This is a genomic window from Streptomyces sp. NPDC056883, assembly GCF_042788835.1.
In the GTDB taxonomy this organism is placed as follows: domain Bacteria; phylum Actinomycetota; class Actinomycetes; order Streptomycetales; family Streptomycetaceae; genus Streptomyces; species Streptomyces stoeckheimensis.
Genome location: NZ_JBHUBS010000001.1, coordinates 250,662 through 270,286, shown reverse-complemented (window position 1 = coordinate 270,286; position 19,625 = coordinate 250,662). Strand labels below are relative to the sequence as shown.

Below are 19,625 nucleotides of genomic sequence, written 5' to 3'. Positions count from 1 at the left end.
ATTTCCCAGGGAGAAACATGAACACTTACGCAGGTGAAGAGAACAAGGCAGTCGAGAGTGACGCGATTGTCCCGAAGACTGGTTACATCTACGTCGCCCCAGTCGGCACCCCGGCCCCTAAGTTCCCGTTCCGTCCGGCCTCGGTGAGCGCGTCGCTGGACGGCGACGACACCGGCGTGGAAGAGGGGGACAAGGGGAAGCTCACGGGCGCCTGGAAGTCCGTGGGCAACACGTCACTTGAGAACGGCATCGAGATGTCCGTCGAGGGTGACGACCCCGAGGTGCTGGGTTCCTGGCAGGTTGGCGCTCTCGCCATCACCACGCCCGACAAGCAGTACTCGCTGACCATGAACCTCAACGACATCACCGTCGACACCATGAAGCTGTACTACGGCGGCGACGACTCCAACGTCGAGGGCGAGAGCTTCATCATCCCCGCGAAGCCGAAGCCGACCAAGAAGGCCCTCTTCATCATCGGCCTGGACGACGAGAACGCGGTGGGCTGGTTCTACCCGAACACCTCGATCATCGGCAGCGACGCCGTGACGATTGATCCCTCCGCCCTCACCGAGGTTCCGGTGAAGGCTCAGATCCTGGCCGGCCAGATCGGCGGCAAGGACACGATGGGCCGCGTCTACCCGAAGACCAAGCTCGCGTCCACGCGCGCGGACTTCATCACCGCCTGAGAGGCGTACCCAAACTTCCAAACTTCCAAAGTTAGGAACGTTGGAAGTTTGGCACTGACCACCCCCCGATCCTGTAACTCCCTTTCCGGGATCGGGGGGTTCTTCATCGAGAGGGAGATCACCACCACCTATGGACTTTCTGAAAGGGAGAAAGAATATGGCTACTCTGGACTTCAACACGATGCTCGCTGCGGCTGAGAAGAACCCCGGCGTCGAGATCAAGGCTTTGGACGGCAAGACCGTCACCCTCCGCCGGTTCGAGAACCTCCCCCGCAAGGACTTCAAGCTCGTGCTCAAGTACATGGGCATCCTCCAGGACGAACAGGTCAACCAGGAGGAGAAGATGGACGCCATGGATGCGTGCCTGATCGCTGCGGCCGACAAGAAGGACTCCCTCAAGGACTCGCTTGAGAAGATGCCTATCGGCAGCCGTAACGAGGTCTTCGAGACCTGGATGACCGAGGACGAAGAGCTGGGAAACTCCTAAGCCTCCGCGAGCTACTTGATGCGCACGGCGGGGCGATAGCTGCCGACCTGATGAGGTTCTACGGCATCGACGTCCGGGAACTCTTCACGGGCAGACTGTCACCCCTGTTCTGTGTCGCCTTGGTCGAGCATCTGCCGATCGAGTCGGCCTTCAAGACTGCCCTCATGTGCGATGGAGGCCATAGGGACTTCGGCTGGGACCGGAACACCTACATGCTGGCCGAAGTGGTTGATTCCTTGCAGGCGCTCAGTGCTGCCTTCATCCGCTCGAAGGTGAAGAACCCGAAGAGCGTGAAGCAGCCCAAGCCTTACGTGAGACCAGGGCAGCAACAGAAACGCGCTCTGAGTGGCAACCAGTTCGCCCGTGCTCTCGATGACAGCACCGGGCTTCCCGGCACCAAGACTTTCGCTATCCCCAAGGCCGTTCTGGACCGCTCCGCGTCCAGCGAAACCCATAAGGGCGGTGATGAACCTACCCCGTTTGTAGTGAAGTAAGGAGGTAGCTATGGCTGGTGGACCGGGAGGTAAAACTGTTGGTTCAGTGAACGTGCGTGTCGTGGCAGACACGTCCAGCTTCAAGAGGGACATCGCAAAACTTGTCGCGTGGTTTAACGGCAAGAAGGTCTCCCTAGAAGTTGATGCGGACACCAAGGCTGTCGAGGCCAAGCTCAAAGCGCTTGAGCGGGCTCGGTCGGCCACGGTGAACGTCGCCGCTGATACGGCTCGCGCCCGAGCCGAGGTTGAACGCCTGGCTCGTCGTCGCGAGTCGATGACCCTGGACGTGGACGTTGACCCGGACCGTGTCCGGCGTCAGCTCAACGCCATGTCCAACGGCGTCAACTCCATCCGGGTGCCCGTGGACATCGACACGGAGGAGATAGGCCGGCGCCTGCGGGATCGCTCGCAGTGGCAGGACATCTCGATCGACGTCGATGCCGACACCGCTCTGGCTACGGCCCAGATCCGCGCTCTTGAGACTGAGCGGATCGCCCTCCAGGCGGACGTCGATACGGCCCGTGCTCAGGTCGAGCTGGAGCGTCTGGAGCGGGCTCGCCGGGTCGAGCTGGAGGCCGTGGTCAACCCGATCAGGGCTCGTGCACAGATCGAGCTTCTGACACGTCATCGCCGCCTGGAACTCCAGGTCGACGCTGTGACCGCTCTGGCGGATGCCCGACTCGCAGAGGCAACCCGAGACCGCAGGGTTCGGATTACACCGGACATCCACGGGATCGCGACGGTCGCGGCCCGCTTGGCGGTGCTCACCCGGGATCGGGACATCAACATCCGGGCGAACTTCCGAAACAACGCCCTGCACGCGATCACCCGCGGCCTCAACGCGATGCTCCAGGGCTTCCAGAACGCATCCACGCTGGCCACTGCCCTGGGTGCCGGCGTGCTCAAGGTCGGCGCCTCGATCGCCCAGGTTGGCGCTCAGGGTGTCGCATCGTTCACGAGCATGTTCTCCGAGGGAAGCGGTGCTGCGGCCCGGTTCTTCGGGGCTGTGTCGTCCAGCGCGACGGAGGCCGGCTCTTCCCTCTCGTCCTTCGGGGCGAAGATGGGCGAGGTCATGGCCCAGGTCGCCGCTGAGGGGCCCATCGGCATCCTCAAGCTTGTCGGGGCGATGGCGCTGATGGCCACCAGTGCCGGTGCTGTCTCGGCTGCGGTCGGCGCCCTGGTCGGCGTCGTGTCCGCACTCCTGGCCGCGTTCCTGGCCCTGGCGTCTGCTCTCGTCGGCATCGTCGGGCTCCTCGGTGCGATGGCAACGGCCATGGCTGCTGCTGCGGTCGGTGCAGCTGCTCTGGCGGCTGTGCCGCTCCTTCCGATGGCTGCCGCTGCTCTGGTGGCTGCCGGGAACATGGATGAACTCCAGAAGAAGTTCGAGTCGGCTATGACGTCGATCTCGGAGAAGGTCAAGCCTGCCGCTCAGGGGCTGCTGGATCAGTTCGACAAGACTTTCTCCGGGCTCGGAAAGTGGCTCGACCAGTCGAAGGACAAGCTGAGGAGCTTCTTCGATGCGGGCGTCAAGTTCGTTCAGCCGCTCGCGGATTCCTTGACAGGGTTTGTCGACGTTCTTCTTCCGAAGCTGACAAACGCCCTGAATTCATCAGGGATGATCGAGTTCGCCGAGAAACTGAAGACCGCCTTCATAGGAATCGGATCTGCCATCGGTGAGTTCATTCAGATTCTCGCCGACAACGGTGGTCGACTGGGTGATGTCATCCAGACGATCAGCCAGAACTTCCAGGTTCTCCTTCCGGCGGTAGCCCGGTTCATCGTTGCGCTCTCGGCTGCTCCGGAGCAACTGGGCAAGTTCACAGAAGGGATTGCCTCCTTCCTGGATGCCCTCGGTTCTTCCATGGAGCGAGCCTTCCAGACAAAGGGCTTCGAGGACTTCATGTCCGGAGTCCAACGTGGGCTGACGACCCTGGGTGAGGCCATCGGAATCTGGGTGGAGACCGCCGCTAGTCACGGTGCCGAGTTCGGTACGGCCTTCGAGGCCGTGGCCCAGGTCTTCAAGGACACGGCCGCGCCCATGGCCGAGTTCATGGCAGCCGGCGCCCAGGTACTACCGACCGTGCTCCAGGGCATAACGGACGGGATCAACACGGTCCTGCCCGCCCTACAGCAGTTCATGACGGTCTGGGCTCAGGCTTCACCTGCGGTGATCCAGTCCTTGGCGGACGTCGTAGCTGCGCTCCTCCAGAAGCTCTCCGAGCCCGCCATGGTGGCCGGGATGCAGCAGATGATCGACGCGTTCGCTCAGCTCGCCATCGCGGTGATCAACTCGGGTCTGCTGGAGACCGTGGTCGAACTCGGCACCTCCTTCGCCCAGTTGCTGACCTCCATGCTCCCCATCATTCAGGTGGTGCTGAACATGGCGTCGGGGTTCATGCAGCTCCAGTCGATCGTTCTCGACACGGCGAGCTACCTGGCCGGCGGCGGGCTGATCAAGGACGGCATCGACATGATCGGCACTGCCTGGTCGTGGGTGACGGACAAGTTCAAGTCGGACTCCGAGTCTGCTGCGGAGGAGACGAAGACGGTCTTCGATGCGGCCGGTGAGGCCGTTCAGACCACCGCGGCTTCCATCGCCCAGCAGGCGGCGAACATGTACGCCCAGGTCGCCGCTGAGCACGGCCAGATGAAGGACGGTGTCCTGACCGACTGGACGTCCATCGGTCAGTACGCGGACCAGATCAACCAAGGCATCGGCACTGCGGCTGAGAACGCCCAGGTCCGTGTCGATGCTGCTGCGGCGGCTGCTGACGCGTCTTGGGCCGCTCACATGGCGACCCTCCAGAGCACCACCTCCACGGTGTTCGATGTCCTGACGTCCGGGTCGCAGGCTACGGCCGATGCGGTTGCTGCACAGGCAGAGCGGATGGCTCAGAGTGCGACTCAGGGCGCCGCTCAGGGCAAGGACGGCATCACCTCCAACATGGATGGGGCACAGCAGGGCGCCAAGTCCGCGTTCGACGGTATGTCCGCCGATTCGCAGGCCACTTGGTCGAAGATCGTGGCCGACGCCGCTACCGGTACGTCGAACATGAACACCACCTCTACGGCTGCTTGGGATGCCCTGGGGCAGCACATCAAGAGCACGCTGGACACGGCGAACGCTGCTGTGAAGACGTCCAGCGAGACTGCGGCCAAGGACCTCGTGTCCGCCCCCGACAAGGGCGCCCAGAAGTGGGGCGAGTTCCCTGGCAAGGTCCAGTCCGCCGCGAACTCGGCGGCCAGCTCCGTGCAGTCGGCCTGCAACCAGATGACGGCTGCGCTCAACGCTGTGACCAGCAAGACGTACGTCATCAACATCCAGGTCAACACGACGAAGGTCGTCACCGAGATCCAGCAGGCGGCCTCGTCGGCTGTCTCCGCTGCGGGTGGTTCTCCTACGGGGCCGATCGGCTACGCGGCCTCGTTCGACGCAGGCGAGTTCCGAGCTTCGGTGGCCTCCGCTGTAGGCGCCGGCCGATCCGGAGGGGCGACGCACGAGGAGGGTCGGAACCTCCTCAAGGCTCTAGAGCGCGCGACGCACGCCATCGAGCGACAGGCAGATTCCGGGGCTCGTTCTCAGAACGTCACCGTGAATGCCCGCACTGACGCCAATCCCTTCGAAATCGGCCGCGAGGTCGCTTGGGCTATGAGAGGAATGTGATGCTGAATTCGACTCGGGTTCCAGATGACCACATACCGGCATCGTGGACTCTGATGTCTAAGACGCTGCGGGGAAAGTTCTGCTTTGGTGGAGCTTTCCCCGTGGCGCCTGTTGAGGTCGTTGGCCTCACGTCGGCACCAGAGCTTTTCACGAACTATCAGAGAATGATCTCGCGCGACGGGATGTGGAAGGGCACGCAGTATCTGGGTGGCCGTTCCATCACGCTCTCCATGAACATCCTCGCCTCCGAGAACGAGAGCATCAACACCATCGTCAACGAGTTGTCGTGGGCCTTCCCTATCGGATACGGCACGAACCAGGAAGAGATCGAGCTTCACTTCAACATCCCTGGAATCGCCAATGGGGCCGCGGCCTACTTGAAGGGTATGGTCCAGAAGCGCGACATCAAGCTGGACAAGCAGTACGCCCAGCACGGGGCGGCCCGCATCGATGTTGAACTGTATTGCAACAACCCGTCGATGTTCGGCTACGGCAGGGCCCAGGCCCGCATGGACACGGCGGCCGGCTTCTTCAACGGCGGTGCTCCTGCCCCCTTCGTCTTCACGGACTCGGGGCTCGACTTCCCTGCTAACTGGGCGCCTGGCGTGGAACAGAAGGTGCTCGTCACCAACAGTGCCAAGGACACGGACGCCAACAACAAGCAGGTTGGTCCGCACTGGGAGGCCAAGATATTCGGCCCGGTGAACGACCCGAAGCTCGTCCGTCGTAACTACTTCGAGGACATCTGGTCGATCGGTCTCAAGGGCCAGTACGCGAACTTCTACCTGCGCGAAGGTCAGTCTTTGATTTACCAGCAGGTCAAGCAGGACCCTGCAACCTCCGAGAACCCTATCCAGCCCTTCACCTACATGAAGAAGGTCTGGTGGGTAGGAGGTGAAGGCACCAAGCCCATCGACATCACCGAGCACACGTACACGACCAAGCCTGGCGCCGAGGACGACAAGTCGGGCGAGTTCTGGAAGGACGTCGGGACTCTACGGACAAGCCCGAAGCAGATCGCCACGTCTGAGTACTGGTCAATTCTCCCCGGGCAGAGCAAGAGCCCCATTGGTGGAAATTCTCACGGCACGGTCGAGTGGTGGGGCGGAGAGTTCATTTAGTCATCGCGACAGCGATAAGGAGGCACATGCATGGAACGCGTTAGCTTCATGGACGGAAATCAGTACACCGCTCGTGAATTCCGCCGATGGTTCGGTACGCAGCAGGATGGCATCAAGGGATTCGCTACGACCGATGCGTTTACGGTCTCGGCGGGCAATGGCGTCGCCACGGTGAACCCGGGAATCGGATTCGCACAGGAACAGAATGCAGGTAACAGGGAACAGGGTCTCTATCAGATCATCGCCGACCAGGTCATGACGGTTCCCTATAGCGCGAGCGACTCCTACATCTGGATCATGCCGAACGACAAGAAGGACTACGACACCGAGGCGGACCTCGAATCGAGTGCCCATATGCGGCTCCTGGTGAGGTCCGACAGGAACACCCCTTCGCCTCGGGCGCTACTCCTCGCGAGGGTCCTGAACCACCAGGCGAGTGACGAGCGGACGAGTCCCGGCAGCGGGCAGTTCATCATCACCCGCTCGGGGCCGGCGAGGTACGGAGCCCCTGGTAGCAGTGCAGTTCCGCTGTCCGACCTGGCCCACCTCAGCCTCGGCACGCAGTACACCGACCTGGCCACCGGGCAGCGTTGGGTGCGCGTCGCCACGACCAACACGGCTGGCGACTGGTTCCGCGACCAGGGCGAGGTTGGCCCGACGGGCCCGCGCGGCGTACAGGGCCTCACAGGGGCTGCGGGTCCTCGCGGAGAGACCGGCGCGAAGGGTGACCTCGGAGACCTAACCACGGGCTACCCGCACGACATCAAGGTCACCGAGGGCAAGACCCTGCTCCTGGACCAGGTGGACGTGAAGGCCGCCCTAGCCAAACACGACCAGGAGCTCGTCTCCGCCAAGTCGGACATCGGAACCCTGAACGGCAAGGTTCGAGCACTGGAGACGGCGGTGTCCGATCTCCAGGGAAAAGTTAGCCCGGGTGTTTCGGCCCGGTCTAATGGTCTCTCCAACTCGACGCACAACAATGCTCCGCTGTATTGGACTGCTGCCCTTGCGTTGAACGGCTTCAAGGCCGATGCAAACAAGGGCTCGTTCGAGTGCAAGACTCCCGGCCGATATGCGATCTCGGTTACCGCGTCCACCTCGGTTACAGGCAGCAGTACGGGAACTCGAATTCACCTCAACGTAAACGGGTCGGACCAGTACCAAGGCTCCTTCGCTACGACGGGTGGGCGCCCCTCTTGCGGCGTGATGGTCACCCTCTACGACGGAGATCGGGTCTCGGTGTCGTTCACCAGCAACACCCGAATGTCTGTGACTTCCGAAGAAACGTTCTTGTCGATAACCAAGCTCGGCTGATCTAACGCACGACGTGAAGGGCCCTGGCCATTGAGGCCAGGGCCCTTTTCATGCCCTCGCGAAAGGACCAACGCATGAACTTCCAGCAGGCTCCCCGCGAGCTGGCAGCACCAAAGCCCTACAACCTCCCCGACTACTACACGATCCAGCCTCGCTCAGAGAAGCCTAAGGCCGAGTTCACCGGCGTGGGTTGGGAGGTCGGCATATACACCCGTGGTCCCCGGATGCGCGAGGTGATGGATGAGCCCGTGTTCGATGAGGCGGACCTCGCCTTCGGTTCGGAGACGAAGGGAACCAAGCGAATCTACTGGGGGTTCCGGTTCGGATTGAAGAAGGTGGTCCCGGCCCTTGAGATCAGCCTGAACTCTCAGATTGATGAGCCCAACACGGCGTCCGTCACGGTCCCACTGGGAGGCGATCCTGTGGGCATCCTCCGCGGCGAGGTGTACCCGTATGACACAGCGATCGAGGTCACCTTCAATGGGTTCAGCATGTTCGCGGGCATCGCGTGGACCTGCCGGGCCAACTTCGCCAGCCAGTCTCTCACGATCAACGCGGGCGACTTCCTCTCGTTCCAGAAGTACCGCACCAGCGACCGGACCCGCATGAAGGGTGAGAACAAGCAGGCGCGGGACATGGACATCGTGGATGCCCTGTGGTGCTGCGCGATGCGGTCCTCCAACCTGAACGCCGGCATCCACGCTGCGGTCCGACGTGATGCTGGCCGGCCTGAGCGTCGCCGCGGTGTCGCCTTCGGCTACGGGCAGTTCAACACCGTCCTTGACCTGCTGTACGAGTGGGCGGACAACCGGGATGGCTTCTACATCTACGACGCTCCGGTGCGAGTCCCTCCGTCGAACATCAACCACAAGATGAGCGACGAGGCCGAGAACAGCTACACAGGCAGGTACCCGGACACGGTGCTGATCCCCCAGGTGTGGTTCACCAAGAGTCGGGAGCCTGTCCAGCTCAAGGTCCCGGTTGATGACGCGATGCAGCCCCTCAAGCTCGTGGACCGAGAGAACTGCGAGATCACCGACCTCCTGATCGACGCTTCGTCCTACGCGAACATCTCGACGGCAGTGGGCACGCCCGGCTCGCTCACCAATGACCGGCAGTCGACGGAGTGGCGCCCGTGGGTCTCAGAGTTCTCCCCGGGCATGGACCCCGAGGACGGATCGGCCTCCCCCGTCCCCATCAAGAACATCGTGGTCAAGCACAACATTCGCATTGACCCCAAGGACCCCATGGGCAAGGTCAACCTGTCCCTACTGGCAGACAAGGCCAGGATTCAGCTCAACCGCGCGAAGGAACCCGCGATCATCCCCACCGTGCGGGTGTATCCGGATCAGATTCACCCCGGGTTTTTCCGACAGGCCAACATGGGCCAGTATCTACGGCTTGAATCTCGCACGAATGACTACGCGCAAATCGACGGCGATTACATGGTCGTCGGGTCCAAGATTACGGCCGAGAAGGACGGGTCTTCGATTGTGGATCTGAACCTTGTACAGAAGTCGAAATTCGAAGTCCCTACTACGTAAGAAGGTATTTTCATGATGACCAGTCTCGGAGCCCCTTCTCTTGAGGGGATGCTCAAGGATCTCGAAACCCGAGTCAAGGCACTCGAAACCGCCCCGATGCCTACGATCCCCGACCACCTTGAAGTGGAGTCGATCTCGTTCCGCAACACGGACCGGCCTTCCTCTGCGTGGGTCAAGCTCGCCATGGCTGACCGTGACAACGGTGCGGGCCGAAAGCAGGGCTTCGGCTCGTTCTACATCTCGGAAGGAAAGGAAACCTTCCAGGGTTGGGTGATGGTCAACTCCAACGGCCCGGGTGGATACGCGGCGGTCCCGTATGAAGGCTGACAACATCCGCGGGTTCACTTACCTGGCTCTGGCGATCGGCGCGATCCTTACATTTTGGATTCCCTCCCAGGTCCTTGTGGAGATCGGGGGGCAGTCGACGGACGCTGTCTTCGCCGCCTTCCTTGCAGCGGCCGGCGCCCTGATGGCCTGGGGTGCCTTCCGGCGAAAACCACTGCTTGAGTACACCGCCGCACCGCTCGGCATCACCGCCTTCATCGTGTACGCCGTGTGCTCATTTTGGCTCGGCAAGTACGGCATGGGCCTCGTAGTGAGTGCTCACGCCGGATGGTTCCTGGCCCGATATATGACGCTCCGAAGGGAGCTGGAAGACTTCAAGAAGGAGAAACGAGGATGCAGGCAGTAGAGATCGTCACCGCCCTTTTCGGCGCGGGTGGCCTGGCTTCGCTCGGGCTGGTCTTCCGGGCAATGCAGGCCCGAAAGGACGGCTTCAACCGGGTCCGCGCTCAGCACATCGAGGATCTCGCGGCCTGGAAGTCCGAGCTACAGAGCACGGTGCGGGAGCTTGAGGGCCTGGTGAGGTTCTACCGCACGCAGGCGGCTGACTACGAGTACCAGCTCCGAGCCAACGGCCTGACTCCCGAGTCGTCTGCGGTCCCACCTCCGAAGGCTCCCGAGTGAGGTCGGTCACGGGGCTGACCTAGGGGGGTCAGCGCAGCGCTATGTAACAGGTGGGGGTCACCTACTCGGGGTGAAGGTCACTGGTTCACGCATGGGCCCGGCTGTCGACGCAGGCAGCCGGGCTTTGCCATGCCCGCAAACTTCCAAATTTCCAAACTTCCTTGAGGAGGCGTCGCCCCATGGCGAACACTGCCGCGTCGATGATCAATCTTGCGCGCACTCAGATCGGGTACCGCGAGGGCCCCCGCGACAACGAGAACAAGTTCAGCAAGGAGACACCTTCGCTCGGCTGGTCTGACCAGCAGCCCTGGTGCCAGACCTTCGTCTCGTGGCTGGCGTGGAAGACGAACAACAAGGACGTCATCCCCACCACGGCGTCTTGCCTGACGTGCACCAACTACTTCAAGTCTCGTGGTCAGTTCCACTACCAGAACCCGCAGCCGGGCGACCTGGTGATGTACGGGGCCAACGGCGGGACGCACGTGGACATGGTGACCGAGGTGTCGGCTTCCAAGATCCGCGTGATCGGCGGTAACACCGGCGGCAACCTGGCCGGCGCCTACTACAACGGCAACGGGGTCTACGAGAAGTGGATCGACGCGTCCTCTTCCAAGATCCACGGCTTCGGCCGGCCTGCCTACTCGGGTGCCGGGAACATCAACGGCGGAGGCACCACGATCCAGCCCCCGATCGGGAAGCCCGACAAGCCCCTGGTGGCGGACAACAAGTTCACCGTGAAGAAGGGGATGACCCTGCTGGGTATCGCCGCCCTCCTGGGCGTGACGCTCCAGCAGCTCCTTGGCGCCAACCCGGACGTCAAGGACCCTGACAAGATCACCGAAGGGCAGGAGCTGAACATCCCGAGCCCCGACAAGCCGCCGGCCAAGCCTGACCCTGAGGTGTCCAGGCCTCCGACGACGAGCAAGCCCACGGGCGAGAAGCCCGGCGAGGGAGGCGGGACCACGAAGCCGGTGACTGGCGCGAAGCCCACTGGGGAGAAGCCGACTACCGGCGGGAACGGAGGGGGCACGGTGACCACCAGGCCGACGACGAGCCACGACCAGACGACCACGTATGTCGTGAAGGCCGGTGACACCCTCTGGGGTATCGCTACCCGTCACGGCATCACCCTCCAGAAGCTCCTGGACCTGAACGCTGGCCGCTTCCCAAACCCGGACCTGATCTTCTCGGGGCAGAAGGTGTTCCTGACCGGGGACGCCATCAAGGTCCCGGACACAATCAACAAGGTCCGTCCGAGCAAGCCGACCCCTCCGGTGGTCAAGCCGGTGAAGCCTGTAACCCCCAAGCCGGTGGTCGAGGAGACGAAGAAGCCCGAGGTCGAGAAGCCTCCGGTGAACCAGGTCAACCTGACCGGCCTCGATCAGTCGACGGGCGGCCAGCGAGCCTGGGACCGCCCCCTGACCGCTGCCGAGAAGGCGAACGCCCGGGTCATCTACGACGTAGCACTGGAGAAGTTCGGGGCCACTGACGGCCCGCGCGCAGCGGTCATAGCCATCGCCACCTCCTACCAGGAGAGCCGTCTCCAGAACCTCCGGCACGGTGACCGTGACTCGCTGGGGCTGTTCCAGCAGCGCCCCTCGATGGACTGGGGTTCGGCCACTCAGATCATGGACCCGCGCTTCGCGGCCACGAGCTTCTTTGACGGTCGCGGTACGAATCCAGGTCTCAAGTCGTTCAACTGGAAGTCGATGACGCTGACCCAGGCCGCACAGAAGGTCCAGCGGTCGGGGACGCCCAACGCTTTCGCGGCGTGGGAGCGCTCGGCTGCTGCTGAGGTCCGCTCGTTCGCTGGCTCGAAGGGCGGCAAGCACGCGGCCCCGTACGACGAGGCGAAGGACAAGCCCAAGGGTGAGTCCGAGAAACCCGTAACGAACTCCGCGGGTTGGGTCCGGCCGGTGGCCGGGGCCGTGGGTACGCCGTTCGGGAAGCCCGGCTCGATGTGGTCCTCGGGCTACCACACGGGTACCGACTTCCCTGTCCCGCATGGCACGGCGGTAGGGGCTGCTGGTCCTGGGAAGGTGATCAAGACGGGCTGGGGTGGCGCCTACGGAATGATGGTCGAGATCCAGCACGCGGACGGCATCGTCTCCCGTTACTGCCACCTGTCGGCCCTCGGTGTCGGTACTGGAGCGGAGGTGAAGGCCGGTCAGCAGGTTGGCAATGTTGGCTCTACTGGAAACTCTACTGGTCCCCATCTGCATCTTGAGTTTCTTGTGGGCGGCAAGCAGGTAGACCCGATGAAGTTCATTCGATAACTGCATGACATTGAGGGGCCCTGACTTCGGTCGGGGCCCCTTTGTGTTGGAAGGGAGTCTCATGGAGACACGGCTCATTGTGGGCGATGTGTATGACCCCAACGGGGAGAAGGCTGACGGACGCATTGAGTTCTCAGTTCCGAACGGTGCGTTTCTCCCGAGCGGCTTTATGGGCCCTCGGAAGTTCTGCGCGCCGATCAAGGAGGGTCACTTCGAGGTGAAGCTCGTTCCGGGCAACCTCGATGGCGGCAACCCGAAGGAGTGGCCGTACGACGTCGCGATCTACTTCGACGGGTATGCCCAGCCGGAGCGCTTCCGCTCGTTCATCTCGAAGGACTACCGAGACGGCTTCAACTTCTTCGACACCGTGAACACCGACCCCCTTGCGTCGGAGTTCCTTCCCGTCCGTGGCGTCAACGGTCTGTCGGCCTACGAGGTGGCTGTCGCCTCCGGCTCCTGGAAGCCGCAGCCGGGGGTTCCGCCGCTTGAGGACGAGCATGACTGGGTTGAGTCCCTCAAGGGCGGCGAACGGGGCGAGAGGGGCCCTCAGGGCCCTCCCGGCGAGAAGGGCACCCCTGGTGACGCAGGCCCTCAGGGCGGCCCCGGTCCGAAGGGCGATGACGGTCCCGCCGGTCCCGCTGGCCGCGACGGTGAGCGTGGCCCTGCTGGTACTCCTGGCCCTCAGGGAGTGGAAGGTCCCCGCGGCCTCCAAGGCGAGGCCGGCACTCGTGGGCCGCAGGGCGAAACGGGGCCTGCGGGACCTAAGGGGCCGACTGGTGAACCTGGCCCGGACGGCAAGCAGGGGCCTCAGGGACCGCAGGGTCTTCGTGGCCCGCAGGGCGACCAAGGCCTCAAGGGTGAGACAGGCCCGGAAGGGCCGAAGGGCGAGCCCGGCAAGGATGGCTCGGTTGGCAACCTCGCTGAGATCATCGACAACCACCTGACGCGAGATGGCGTCGCGTCGATGAAGTTCCGCGCCAAGGGGTCTGCGCCTGAGACGGTGCTCGACTCCGAGAAGATCAAGGAGCTGTCGGAGAAGCCCGGCCAGAAGGGCGACAAGGGCGAGCCGGGTGACCGAGGTCCCGCAGGACACGACGGGGCACAGGGGCCGGCGGGCGCTGACGGCCAGCAAGGGCCGCCCGGCAAGGACGGCGAGCGCGGGACGATCGGTCCACAGGGAGAGCCTGGTATGCCTGGCCGCGACGGCGCGAACGGGAACGACGGTAGTACGGGCCCTGCGGGCAAAGACGGGCCTAAGTGGTACATAGACACGGGTGAAAACGGCCCGTGGGATGCACAGGAGGGCGACTTCCACCTGCACAAGGTTCGATTTGATCTTCAGCAAAAGCAGGGGGGTGTCTGGGTTGAGATCGGCAGGATCAAGGGCGATCAGGGGTGGCCGGGGACTGCTGGGCCTAAGGGCGAGGACGGCATACCAGGACCTGCGGGTGAGAAGGGCGACTCCGGACCGTCAGGCCCACCCGGTGCTCCCGGCGCAACGGGTCAGCCGGGCAAGCAGGGAGAGAAGGGCGACACAGGCGCCAAGGGTGAGCCCGGACAGCCGGGCCCGCAGGGTAACCCTGGCACCCCTGCGGACATGTCTGTGGTCAACGCCAAGGCGGACAAATCCTGGGTCGAGACACAGTTCACCGACGCGCTAGGTGAGGTCAACCGAATCGCTCTGGACGTCCAGACCCTGATGGCTCGACCGCAGGTGTTCGTGGGCTCGTCCGAGCCAGCCGTGGGCACTGCGGACGTCAATGACGTGTGGGTGCAGCCGTGACGGATTACAGCTCATACAAGGTGTTCGACGGGCAGTCGTGGAAGCCCGCCCAAGCCGCCCACCGCTTCAACGGCCAGACGTGGGAGAAGGTCTGGCCGCTAGGCATCCCAAAGGTCAAGATCCTGAGCGTCGAGCAGAAGGAGGTCGAGGGAGTCGGCTACGCCGCAGTCGTCAAGTGGGAGAAGCTCCCCGGTACGTACGTCTACCGTGTGGGCCTCAGGGTGGGGTCCCCTGCGGAGAAGGTGGACCTTCGCGACGAGGAGCCCGGTGATACGGCAGCGCTCTTTATCGGCAGGCCGGACTGGTTCGGTCAGACCATCTTCATTGGTGTCGTGGCCGAAGACACCCAGACGGGCAAGTGGGGCGACGAGATCGCCAGCATGTCCACGGTTGTGCAGGCGCCGGCACCCGTTGCGCCCACGAACCTGAAGGCCGCCCTCACGCCCGGTTCCCTCACCGCCGCTCTGTCCTGGACGGAGTCCGTGTCGGCGTTCGTCCAGGGCTACGAGGTGCAGGGCGGCAACACCAAGGGTGGGTCCCCCTGGAACACCGCCTTCAACGTCACGGGCAGCACCTTCGAGTTCGATACGAGCCAGTACAGCCTGTCTGGCTTCGGTGAGTCGTGGGAGTTCCGCGTCCGGACCAAGGGGTTCGGCACGAACAACTTCAGTGGCTGGACATCTGTGGTCAGGCCGGGTCCGTTCGAGGATGCGGTCCATCAGCAGGGTCAGGTGATCGGCGTCGAGCCGCGCCAGCCCCAGGGACAGCGACGGGTGACCGTCACGTGGTCGGCGCCGGCCAACGGAGTCACGCCCAAGCGGTACATCCTCCAGTGCGGCCGCAGCGGCTACGCCTGGAGCCCGGAGTTCACCATCCCCCACGATGGGAGCAACACCTACGAGTTCCCCGAGAGTCTGTTCGTGGACGAGCGAGACGGGGCGCTGTGGAACTTCCGCATGCGCGCGATGAACAACGAGGGCGAGGGACTCAACGGCGGTTGGTCCGCTAACCAGCAGCTGACCTTCCGCAATGTCGGAATGCCTAACCGACCCCCGGGCCCGCTCAAGCTCGTGTCGGTCGAGCGCGGAGGCAGCACGACCATCAACATCCGGTGGACTCCCCCGGACTATGGCGGGGACGTGAGGACGAACAAGCTCTACCTGACGAACGTCAGCACAGGTCGCAGCCGAGAGACCACGCTCGACGGGGATACGCACCACCCCAACGGGGATCGGCAGTCCAACGTGAGTGTCAGTGCGGTCGGAGGCTCTCCGTACGTCACGTGGCGTGTGCAGCTCACTCCGACGAACAACCACGGCGACGGCCCCACGGCTGATCAAGAGTTCACCGTCAACCGCCTCGCCAGCCCGACGAACCTTCGGGCAGGTGCAGTGACACATGACTCCATCGAGATCCTCTGGGACCCGGTAGAGAGTGCCACGGCCTACGCCGTGTTCAGCAACGGTCTCATGCGCGGTTTCACCCCCGTGCCCGACGCTGGGACACACGCAGAGGTGGGCGCCCTCCTACCGGACACGGAGCACGTCTTCCAGGTGGTCTCGGTCTTCAACGACGAGGTCAGCGAGGGCTCCGAGAAGCTGCCGGTGCGCACCGCATCAGCGCCTGACGAGGGTCTGGCCCTTCCCGCCCCTGTGGTGACGCTGGAGCGGAACAAGCCCGCCTGGAACAAATGGCAGGCCTCATGGACGGCCGTGCCGGCCGCTGTCGCCTACCGGCTCAAGTGGACCGGGGTAACGCCCGAGGGTGGCGGCCACGGCAACCACACCGTCCCGGACCTGGACGGCCTGAGCTACCAGTACAGCGGGACCGATCTGGCCTGGAACGAGACGGTCACCTGTCAGGTAGCCGCGGTGGACGCAGCGGGCAAGGAAGGCGAATGGTCGCTGCCGCAGAACGCGGTGTGAAATCAACGAGAGGAACATCATGGTGGAGATCAGAAACAACCCAGCCAGGTACCTCGGCATCGTCGGCGCACTGCTCGCCCTGGCTGCTACGTACATCCCGGGCCTGCCTACCGAAGCGATCCTCGCTGTGGTGGCCGCGCTGATCGGTGGTGGTGTGGCTGCTCAGAAGATGGAGGACGGCAAGACAGAGGAGGCCCTCATGGAGGCGACTCCAGACGAGATGGCCATGGAGCGGCAGATGAACCTTCTGGCGTCGGAGAACGCGATGCTCCAGGAGCAGCAGCAGGAGAGGCCGGCGGAGTGCGCGTGCGCTCCCCCTGAGCCCCCGGGCGAAGAGCACACGGCAGAGCTGGAACCCGTGAGGGGTGGCCCCCTCCGGAAGCCGAACGTCGAGGAGTTCTCCCTTGACGATGGCCGAGCACTGTTCCGCCTGTAGAAGCACGAAAGAGCCCCCGAAGGGAAGAGGATCAACCTCAACCCAACGGGGGCCTTTCTTCGTTTCGGGCAGGCTACTCGGCGGCCTGGTCCTCTTCCTTCACGAGCACCGCCATCTGGCGGGGCTTGGTCGCGCCGGGAACCTTGACCTTGATGATGTCGGCTCCGAGGTCGTTCAGCATGGCCGTGATCTCTGCCGAACTCCTGCGGAACCCGAGGATCTTGATGATCTCGGTCCGGCTGACGCCTTCCGGCCCTGCGGAGGTCAGCACTTCGAGCAGGGTCTTCCTGTCGTCCGAGAGCTTGAGCGCCCGGGGGCCGGGTGTCGCCGCCGTGTTGAATTCCTTGGAGACGTACCGCGCGCTCTCGATGGCGTAGTCCACGACCGCCTTGGCAGCCTCAAGGTCCGCCTTGCTCACCTTCAAGCGCCCGTTCATCAGGGCGTAGATGGCTGCCACGCGGATGACGTACGGGAGGCGTCGAGTCGTGAACTGCTTCATCATCTCGGAGTCCGACGAGGTGTCGTTGTACTCCTCATAGATGGTCTCCACGTAGTACTTCTTCGCCGGAGGCGTGAAGCTCACCCGCCGGTCTTCACCCGGCTCCTTGGCGAACTCAACCGCTTCACCCAGACGCTTCCCGAACGCCTTGAGCTGGTCGCGCCAGTCGTCGGGGTAGTCGGGCCACGCGACTTCCTTCGTCATGTGGACGAACATCGGAAGGAACCGGTTGTAGGTGCCTCCGGCCATCTCGTGACTCTTGAGTCGAGCGGCGAACTCTTCCGGCGTCACGTGCCCGATGATCGTGATGTGGGGCTCGGTAGCAGTCTCCGACTCCCGCGTCTTGATCGTGAGGCTCTTCCCGTCCCAGGCGTCCCGGAGGACTGGACCGAGGGTTCCACCGTGAGCCTTGGACATGACGACCGCGAACTCACTGGCCGTGACGAGCAGACGCTTGTCCGAGACTCCGTAGTCGATGAGCGCACCGGATTCCATGCGGCGCTCGATCTCGTCTTCATCCATGCCATCACGTACGGCGTAGATGAGACCTTCACCAGACGACAGGGACGGGGTGCGGTTGTGCTCCCAGAATGGGATGTCTGCGTGACGGAGAACATGCTCTCCAAGGTCAGTCGCAGTTCCCTTACGACCCTTGCCGGTTTCACCCATGATGATGAACCAGGCATTCACCTGCTGATCGATGGAAGCGGACGCGAGGCGGTAGTAGCCCGCCATGCAGGAGAATCCACCGAGTAGCGTGGCGAGGATGCCGGCCGGGTCAGCCTCTGTGTGGGGTTCCACGTAGTCCAGGATCTCCCCCGCGATCCCGTGGAACGCCTTCCTGTCTAGCTGAGGACGCCCTTGAGGTTCTTCAAATGCCATTACTCGGAGTACTCCTTGAAGTACTTGTAGACCGCAATCCAGTCAGCTGACTCGATTTCGGCCGTGCTGAGTTCACTACGATCGCCAAGCCACCTTACCGCAGCCAGGGGGAAGGTTTCGGGTGAAGCCTCAACTCCCCTGAGGCGCTCACCCACTACTTGCATGTAGTAGTCGGGGTGCTCCTTCTGCATCTCTCGGAACACCTTGCTCGTTGCTGGACTCTCACGCATCACATGCCCCTCCTCGATCCGGGCCTACCTTGCGGCTTCTCGTTTTTCAGACGGAGTTCATACGGTCCCATTGGTAGAGATTCGATGTACTGGACATAGATTTCACGCACCATCCTGCGCACGTGAACCCTCTCTTCACGCGGCATGCGCGCAGCCACGCCATGTCGTGAGTTCATGGCTCGATCGAGCATCTTCCCGAGGCGCTTGTTTCTGACGGCACTCAGGCAGCCGTCACAGCAGGCCCACGGTGATGAATAGTCGTGGATCACTCCGCTGAGTGGTTCGGTGATTCGGATTTGCTTTCGAGGGACGAACACGTACTTCGGGTTGGGGTAGTGGCAGAAGTCGCACGGCGTTTCGGCGTCAAGGGGGTTCCCTTCAACCGGCACCGGCTCGTGATCGCGTTCAACACCAGAGAGGTTGATGACTTCACGAGCTTCGCTGAGAGTTTCGAGTGGGTGAAGGTAGACGACCTTCTCTTCCTGCCACTCATCATCGCTCTGCACGAGCGAGTAGAGGTTCAGCGGCTCCTGGCACTCCCGACAGACCATGTACGGGCCGACCTGCCCCAGACGAGGGGACTTCCTGTCGGTAGCCATGGCTGGAACCTAGCACGACCCCCACTCAAACTTCCAAACTTCCAAACTTGCTCGCTCAGGCCGTCTGAGCTGCGCTAATGTTTCTTCCAACGTGGGCGACATGCGGGTACGCGGCTTCGTACACCTCGGCGGCGGTGGCGTCGAGGGAGGGCAGCCCGCCGGTGATGAGGGCGGCGGCCAGCCCCTCGGGGGCGGCGCCCAGGTAGTGGGTGACGCAGAAACCGCCGAAGCTCTGGCCGAGGACGGTCCAGGGCGCGCCGCCGGTGAGGAGCGGGCGGATGGTCTCGGCGTCGCGCACGATGGAGTCGGCGCGGAAGTGGGCGAGGTACTCGGCCTGCTGCGCGGGGCCGCCGCGCAGCGGCAGGGTCTGCCGGTTGACCGGGGTGGAGCGGCCGGTCCCGCGCTGGTCGAGCAGCAGCACCCGGTACTCCGCGAGGGCCCGCTCCAGCCACGCCTGCCGGCCGACGAACCGGCGGGCGCCGAAGCCGGGTCCGCCCTCCAGGTAGAGCAGCCAGGGCAGGGACTCCGGGTCCTTGCCGGTGGCGACCAGTTCGCGGGCGTACAGCTCGAGCCGCTCGCCGTCGGGGCGGGCGTGGTCGAGCGGAACGGTGAAGTGGTGGTCGGTGAGGACGACACCGGGCTGGCGGTAGCTGCCGGCGGCGGCGCTCTCGGAGGGCACGGGGTTCACGGGGGTCACGGGAGGTCCCTGGGGTCGGCGC

General features: G+C 63.6%; 17 protein-coding genes and 1 pseudogene. 14 read left to right on the top strand and 4 right to left on the bottom strand.

Going from position 1 to position 19,625, the window contains the following annotated elements:
* Positions 1-143: 143 nt before the first annotated feature.
* The 14 genes from ACFRU2_RS01250 to ACFRU2_RS01185 all read left to right on the top strand — a co-directional run bounded on the left by ACFRU2_RS01250 (position 144) and on the right by ACFRU2_RS01185 (position 16,696).
* On the top strand, positions 144-686 hold the full coding sequence (locus ACFRU2_RS01250) for a hypothetical protein (RefSeq protein WP_382966500.1): 543 nt from the start codon (positions 144-146) through the stop codon (positions 684-686).
* A 157-nt stretch (positions 687-843) separates the two neighbouring features.
* Positions 844-1,173, top strand: coding sequence for a hypothetical protein (locus ACFRU2_RS01245; protein WP_382966499.1), 330 nt, complete (start codon positions 844-846; stop codon positions 1,171-1,173).
* 50 nt (positions 1,174-1,223) lie between these two features.
* Complete coding sequence (locus tag ACFRU2_RS01240; RefSeq protein WP_382966498.1) at positions 1,224-1,667, top strand: hypothetical protein; 444 nt, start codon at positions 1,224-1,226, stop codon at positions 1,665-1,667.
* Between the two features lie 61 nt (positions 1,668-1,728).
* Complete coding sequence (locus ACFRU2_RS01235) at positions 1,729-5,331, top strand: hypothetical protein (RefSeq protein WP_382966497.1); 3,603 nt, start codon at positions 1,729-1,731, stop codon at positions 5,329-5,331.
* A gap of 53 nt (positions 5,332-5,384) precedes the next feature.
* Positions 5,385-6,452 (top strand): hypothetical protein, encoded by a 1,068-nt coding sequence (locus ACFRU2_RS01230; RefSeq protein WP_382966496.1) that lies wholly within the window; start codon positions 5,385-5,387, stop codon positions 6,450-6,452.
* Positions 6,453-6,482: 30 nt separating this feature from the next.
* Positions 6,483-7,766: a hypothetical protein gene (locus tag ACFRU2_RS01225; RefSeq protein ID WP_382966495.1), complete on the top strand. Its 1,284-nt coding sequence runs from the start codon at positions 6,483-6,485 to the stop codon at positions 7,764-7,766.
* Between the two features lie 74 nt (positions 7,767-7,840).
* Positions 7,841-9,310 carry a hypothetical protein gene (locus ACFRU2_RS01220; RefSeq protein WP_382966494.1) on the top strand — a complete coding sequence of 490 codons (1,470 nt, stop codon included), beginning with the start codon at positions 7,841-7,843 and terminating at the stop codon, positions 9,308-9,310.
* Positions 9,311-9,322: 12 nt separating this feature from the next.
* Positions 9,323-9,637 (top strand): hypothetical protein, encoded by a 315-nt coding sequence (locus ACFRU2_RS01215; RefSeq protein ID WP_382966493.1) that lies wholly within the window; start codon positions 9,323-9,325, stop codon positions 9,635-9,637.
* Positions 9,627-10,001, top strand: coding sequence for a hypothetical protein (locus ACFRU2_RS01210; RefSeq protein ID WP_382966492.1), 375 nt, complete (start codon positions 9,627-9,629; stop codon positions 9,999-10,001). Before ACFRU2_RS01215 ends, ACFRU2_RS01210 begins: the two co-directional genes overlap by 11 nt.
* Entirely contained in the window at positions 9,989-10,276 is a 288-nt protein-coding gene (locus ACFRU2_RS01205; protein WP_382966491.1) for a hypothetical protein, read from the top strand. The genes ACFRU2_RS01210 and ACFRU2_RS01205 overlap by 13 nt, the downstream gene beginning before the upstream one ends.
* A gap of 179 nt (positions 10,277-10,455) precedes the next feature.
* A complete protein-coding gene (locus ACFRU2_RS01200) occupies positions 10,456-12,552 on the top strand; it encodes a peptidoglycan DD-metalloendopeptidase family protein (RefSeq protein WP_382966490.1) in 2,097 nt (698 codons plus the stop codon).
* A gap of 61 nt (positions 12,553-12,613) precedes the next feature.
* Positions 12,614-14,335: a hypothetical protein gene (locus ACFRU2_RS01195; RefSeq protein WP_382966489.1), complete on the top strand. Its 1,722-nt coding sequence runs from the start codon at positions 12,614-12,616 to the stop codon at positions 14,333-14,335.
* Positions 14,332-16,260, top strand: a complete 1,929-nt coding sequence (locus ACFRU2_RS01190; RefSeq protein ID WP_382966488.1) for a hypothetical protein — start codon at positions 14,332-14,334, stop codon at positions 16,258-16,260. The genes ACFRU2_RS01195 and ACFRU2_RS01190 overlap by 4 nt, the downstream gene beginning before the upstream one ends.
* 19 nt (positions 16,261-16,279) lie before the next feature.
* Positions 16,280-16,696 (top strand): hypothetical protein, encoded by a 417-nt coding sequence (locus ACFRU2_RS01185; protein ID WP_382966487.1) that lies wholly within the window; start codon positions 16,280-16,282, stop codon positions 16,694-16,696.
* Positions 16,697-16,769: 73 nt separating this feature from the next.
* Here the strand turns inward: ACFRU2_RS01185 and ACFRU2_RS01180 are convergent, their stop codons facing one another.
* From ACFRU2_RS01180 to ACFRU2_RS01165, 4 genes and pseudogenes are all read right to left on the bottom strand, one after another.
* A complete protein-coding gene (locus ACFRU2_RS01180; RefSeq protein ID WP_382966486.1) occupies positions 16,770-18,077 on the bottom strand; it encodes a DUF3987 domain-containing protein in 1,308 nt (435 codons plus the stop codon).
* Positions 18,077-18,307, bottom strand: a complete 231-nt coding sequence (locus ACFRU2_RS01175) for a hypothetical protein (protein ID WP_382966485.1) — start codon at positions 18,305-18,307, stop codon at positions 18,077-18,079. Before ACFRU2_RS01175 ends, ACFRU2_RS01180 begins: the two co-directional genes overlap by 1 nt.
* Positions 18,307-18,906, bottom strand: a complete 600-nt coding sequence (locus ACFRU2_RS01170) for a hypothetical protein (protein ID WP_382966484.1) — start codon at positions 18,904-18,906, stop codon at positions 18,307-18,309. The genes ACFRU2_RS01175 and ACFRU2_RS01170 overlap by 1 nt, the downstream gene beginning before the upstream one ends.
* 97 nt (positions 18,907-19,003) lie before the next feature.
* A pseudogene (locus tag ACFRU2_RS01165) lies at positions 19,004-19,603 on the bottom strand (alpha/beta fold hydrolase); the annotation flags it as partial.
* Positions 19,604-19,625 lie beyond the last annotated feature (22 nt).

Coding starts and splice junctions, on each gene's coding strand:
- ACFRU2_RS01215 (WP_382966493.1), top strand. CDS start 9,323: ATGATGACCAGTCTCGGAGCCCCTTCTCTTGAGGGGATGCTCAAGGAT.
- ACFRU2_RS01220 (WP_382966494.1), top strand. CDS start 7,841: ATGAACTTCCAGCAGGCTCCCCGCGAGCTGGCAGCACCAAAGCCCTAC.
- ACFRU2_RS01230 (WP_382966496.1), top strand. CDS start 5,385: ATGTCTAAGACGCTGCGGGGAAAGTTCTGCTTTGGTGGAGCTTTCCCC.
- ACFRU2_RS01225 (WP_382966495.1), top strand. CDS start 6,483: ATGGAACGCGTTAGCTTCATGGACGGAAATCAGTACACCGCTCGTGAA.
- ACFRU2_RS01185 (WP_382966487.1), top strand. CDS start 16,280: ATGGTGGAGATCAGAAACAACCCAGCCAGGTACCTCGGCATCGTCGGC.
- ACFRU2_RS01210 (WP_382966492.1), top strand. CDS start 9,627: ATGAAGGCTGACAACATCCGCGGGTTCACTTACCTGGCTCTGGCGATC.
- ACFRU2_RS01170 (WP_382966484.1), bottom strand. CDS start 18,906: ATGGCTACCGACAGGAAGTCCCCTCGTCTGGGGCAGGTCGGCCCGTAC.
- ACFRU2_RS01205 (WP_382966491.1), top strand. CDS start 9,989: ATGCAGGCAGTAGAGATCGTCACCGCCCTTTTCGGCGCGGGTGGCCTG.
- ACFRU2_RS01180 (WP_382966486.1), bottom strand. CDS start 18,077: ATGGCATTTGAAGAACCTCAAGGGCGTCCTCAGCTAGACAGGAAGGCG.
- ACFRU2_RS01245 (WP_382966499.1), top strand. CDS start 844: ATGGCTACTCTGGACTTCAACACGATGCTCGCTGCGGCTGAGAAGAAC.
- ACFRU2_RS01195 (WP_382966489.1), top strand. CDS start 12,614: ATGGAGACACGGCTCATTGTGGGCGATGTGTATGACCCCAACGGGGAG.
- ACFRU2_RS01175 (WP_382966485.1), bottom strand. CDS start 18,307: ATGCGTGAGAGTCCAGCAACGAGCAAGGTGTTCCGAGAGATGCAGAAG.
- ACFRU2_RS01200 (WP_382966490.1), top strand. CDS start 10,456: ATGGCGAACACTGCCGCGTCGATGATCAATCTTGCGCGCACTCAGATC.
- ACFRU2_RS01240 (WP_382966498.1), top strand. CDS start 1,224: ATGAGGTTCTACGGCATCGACGTCCGGGAACTCTTCACGGGCAGACTG.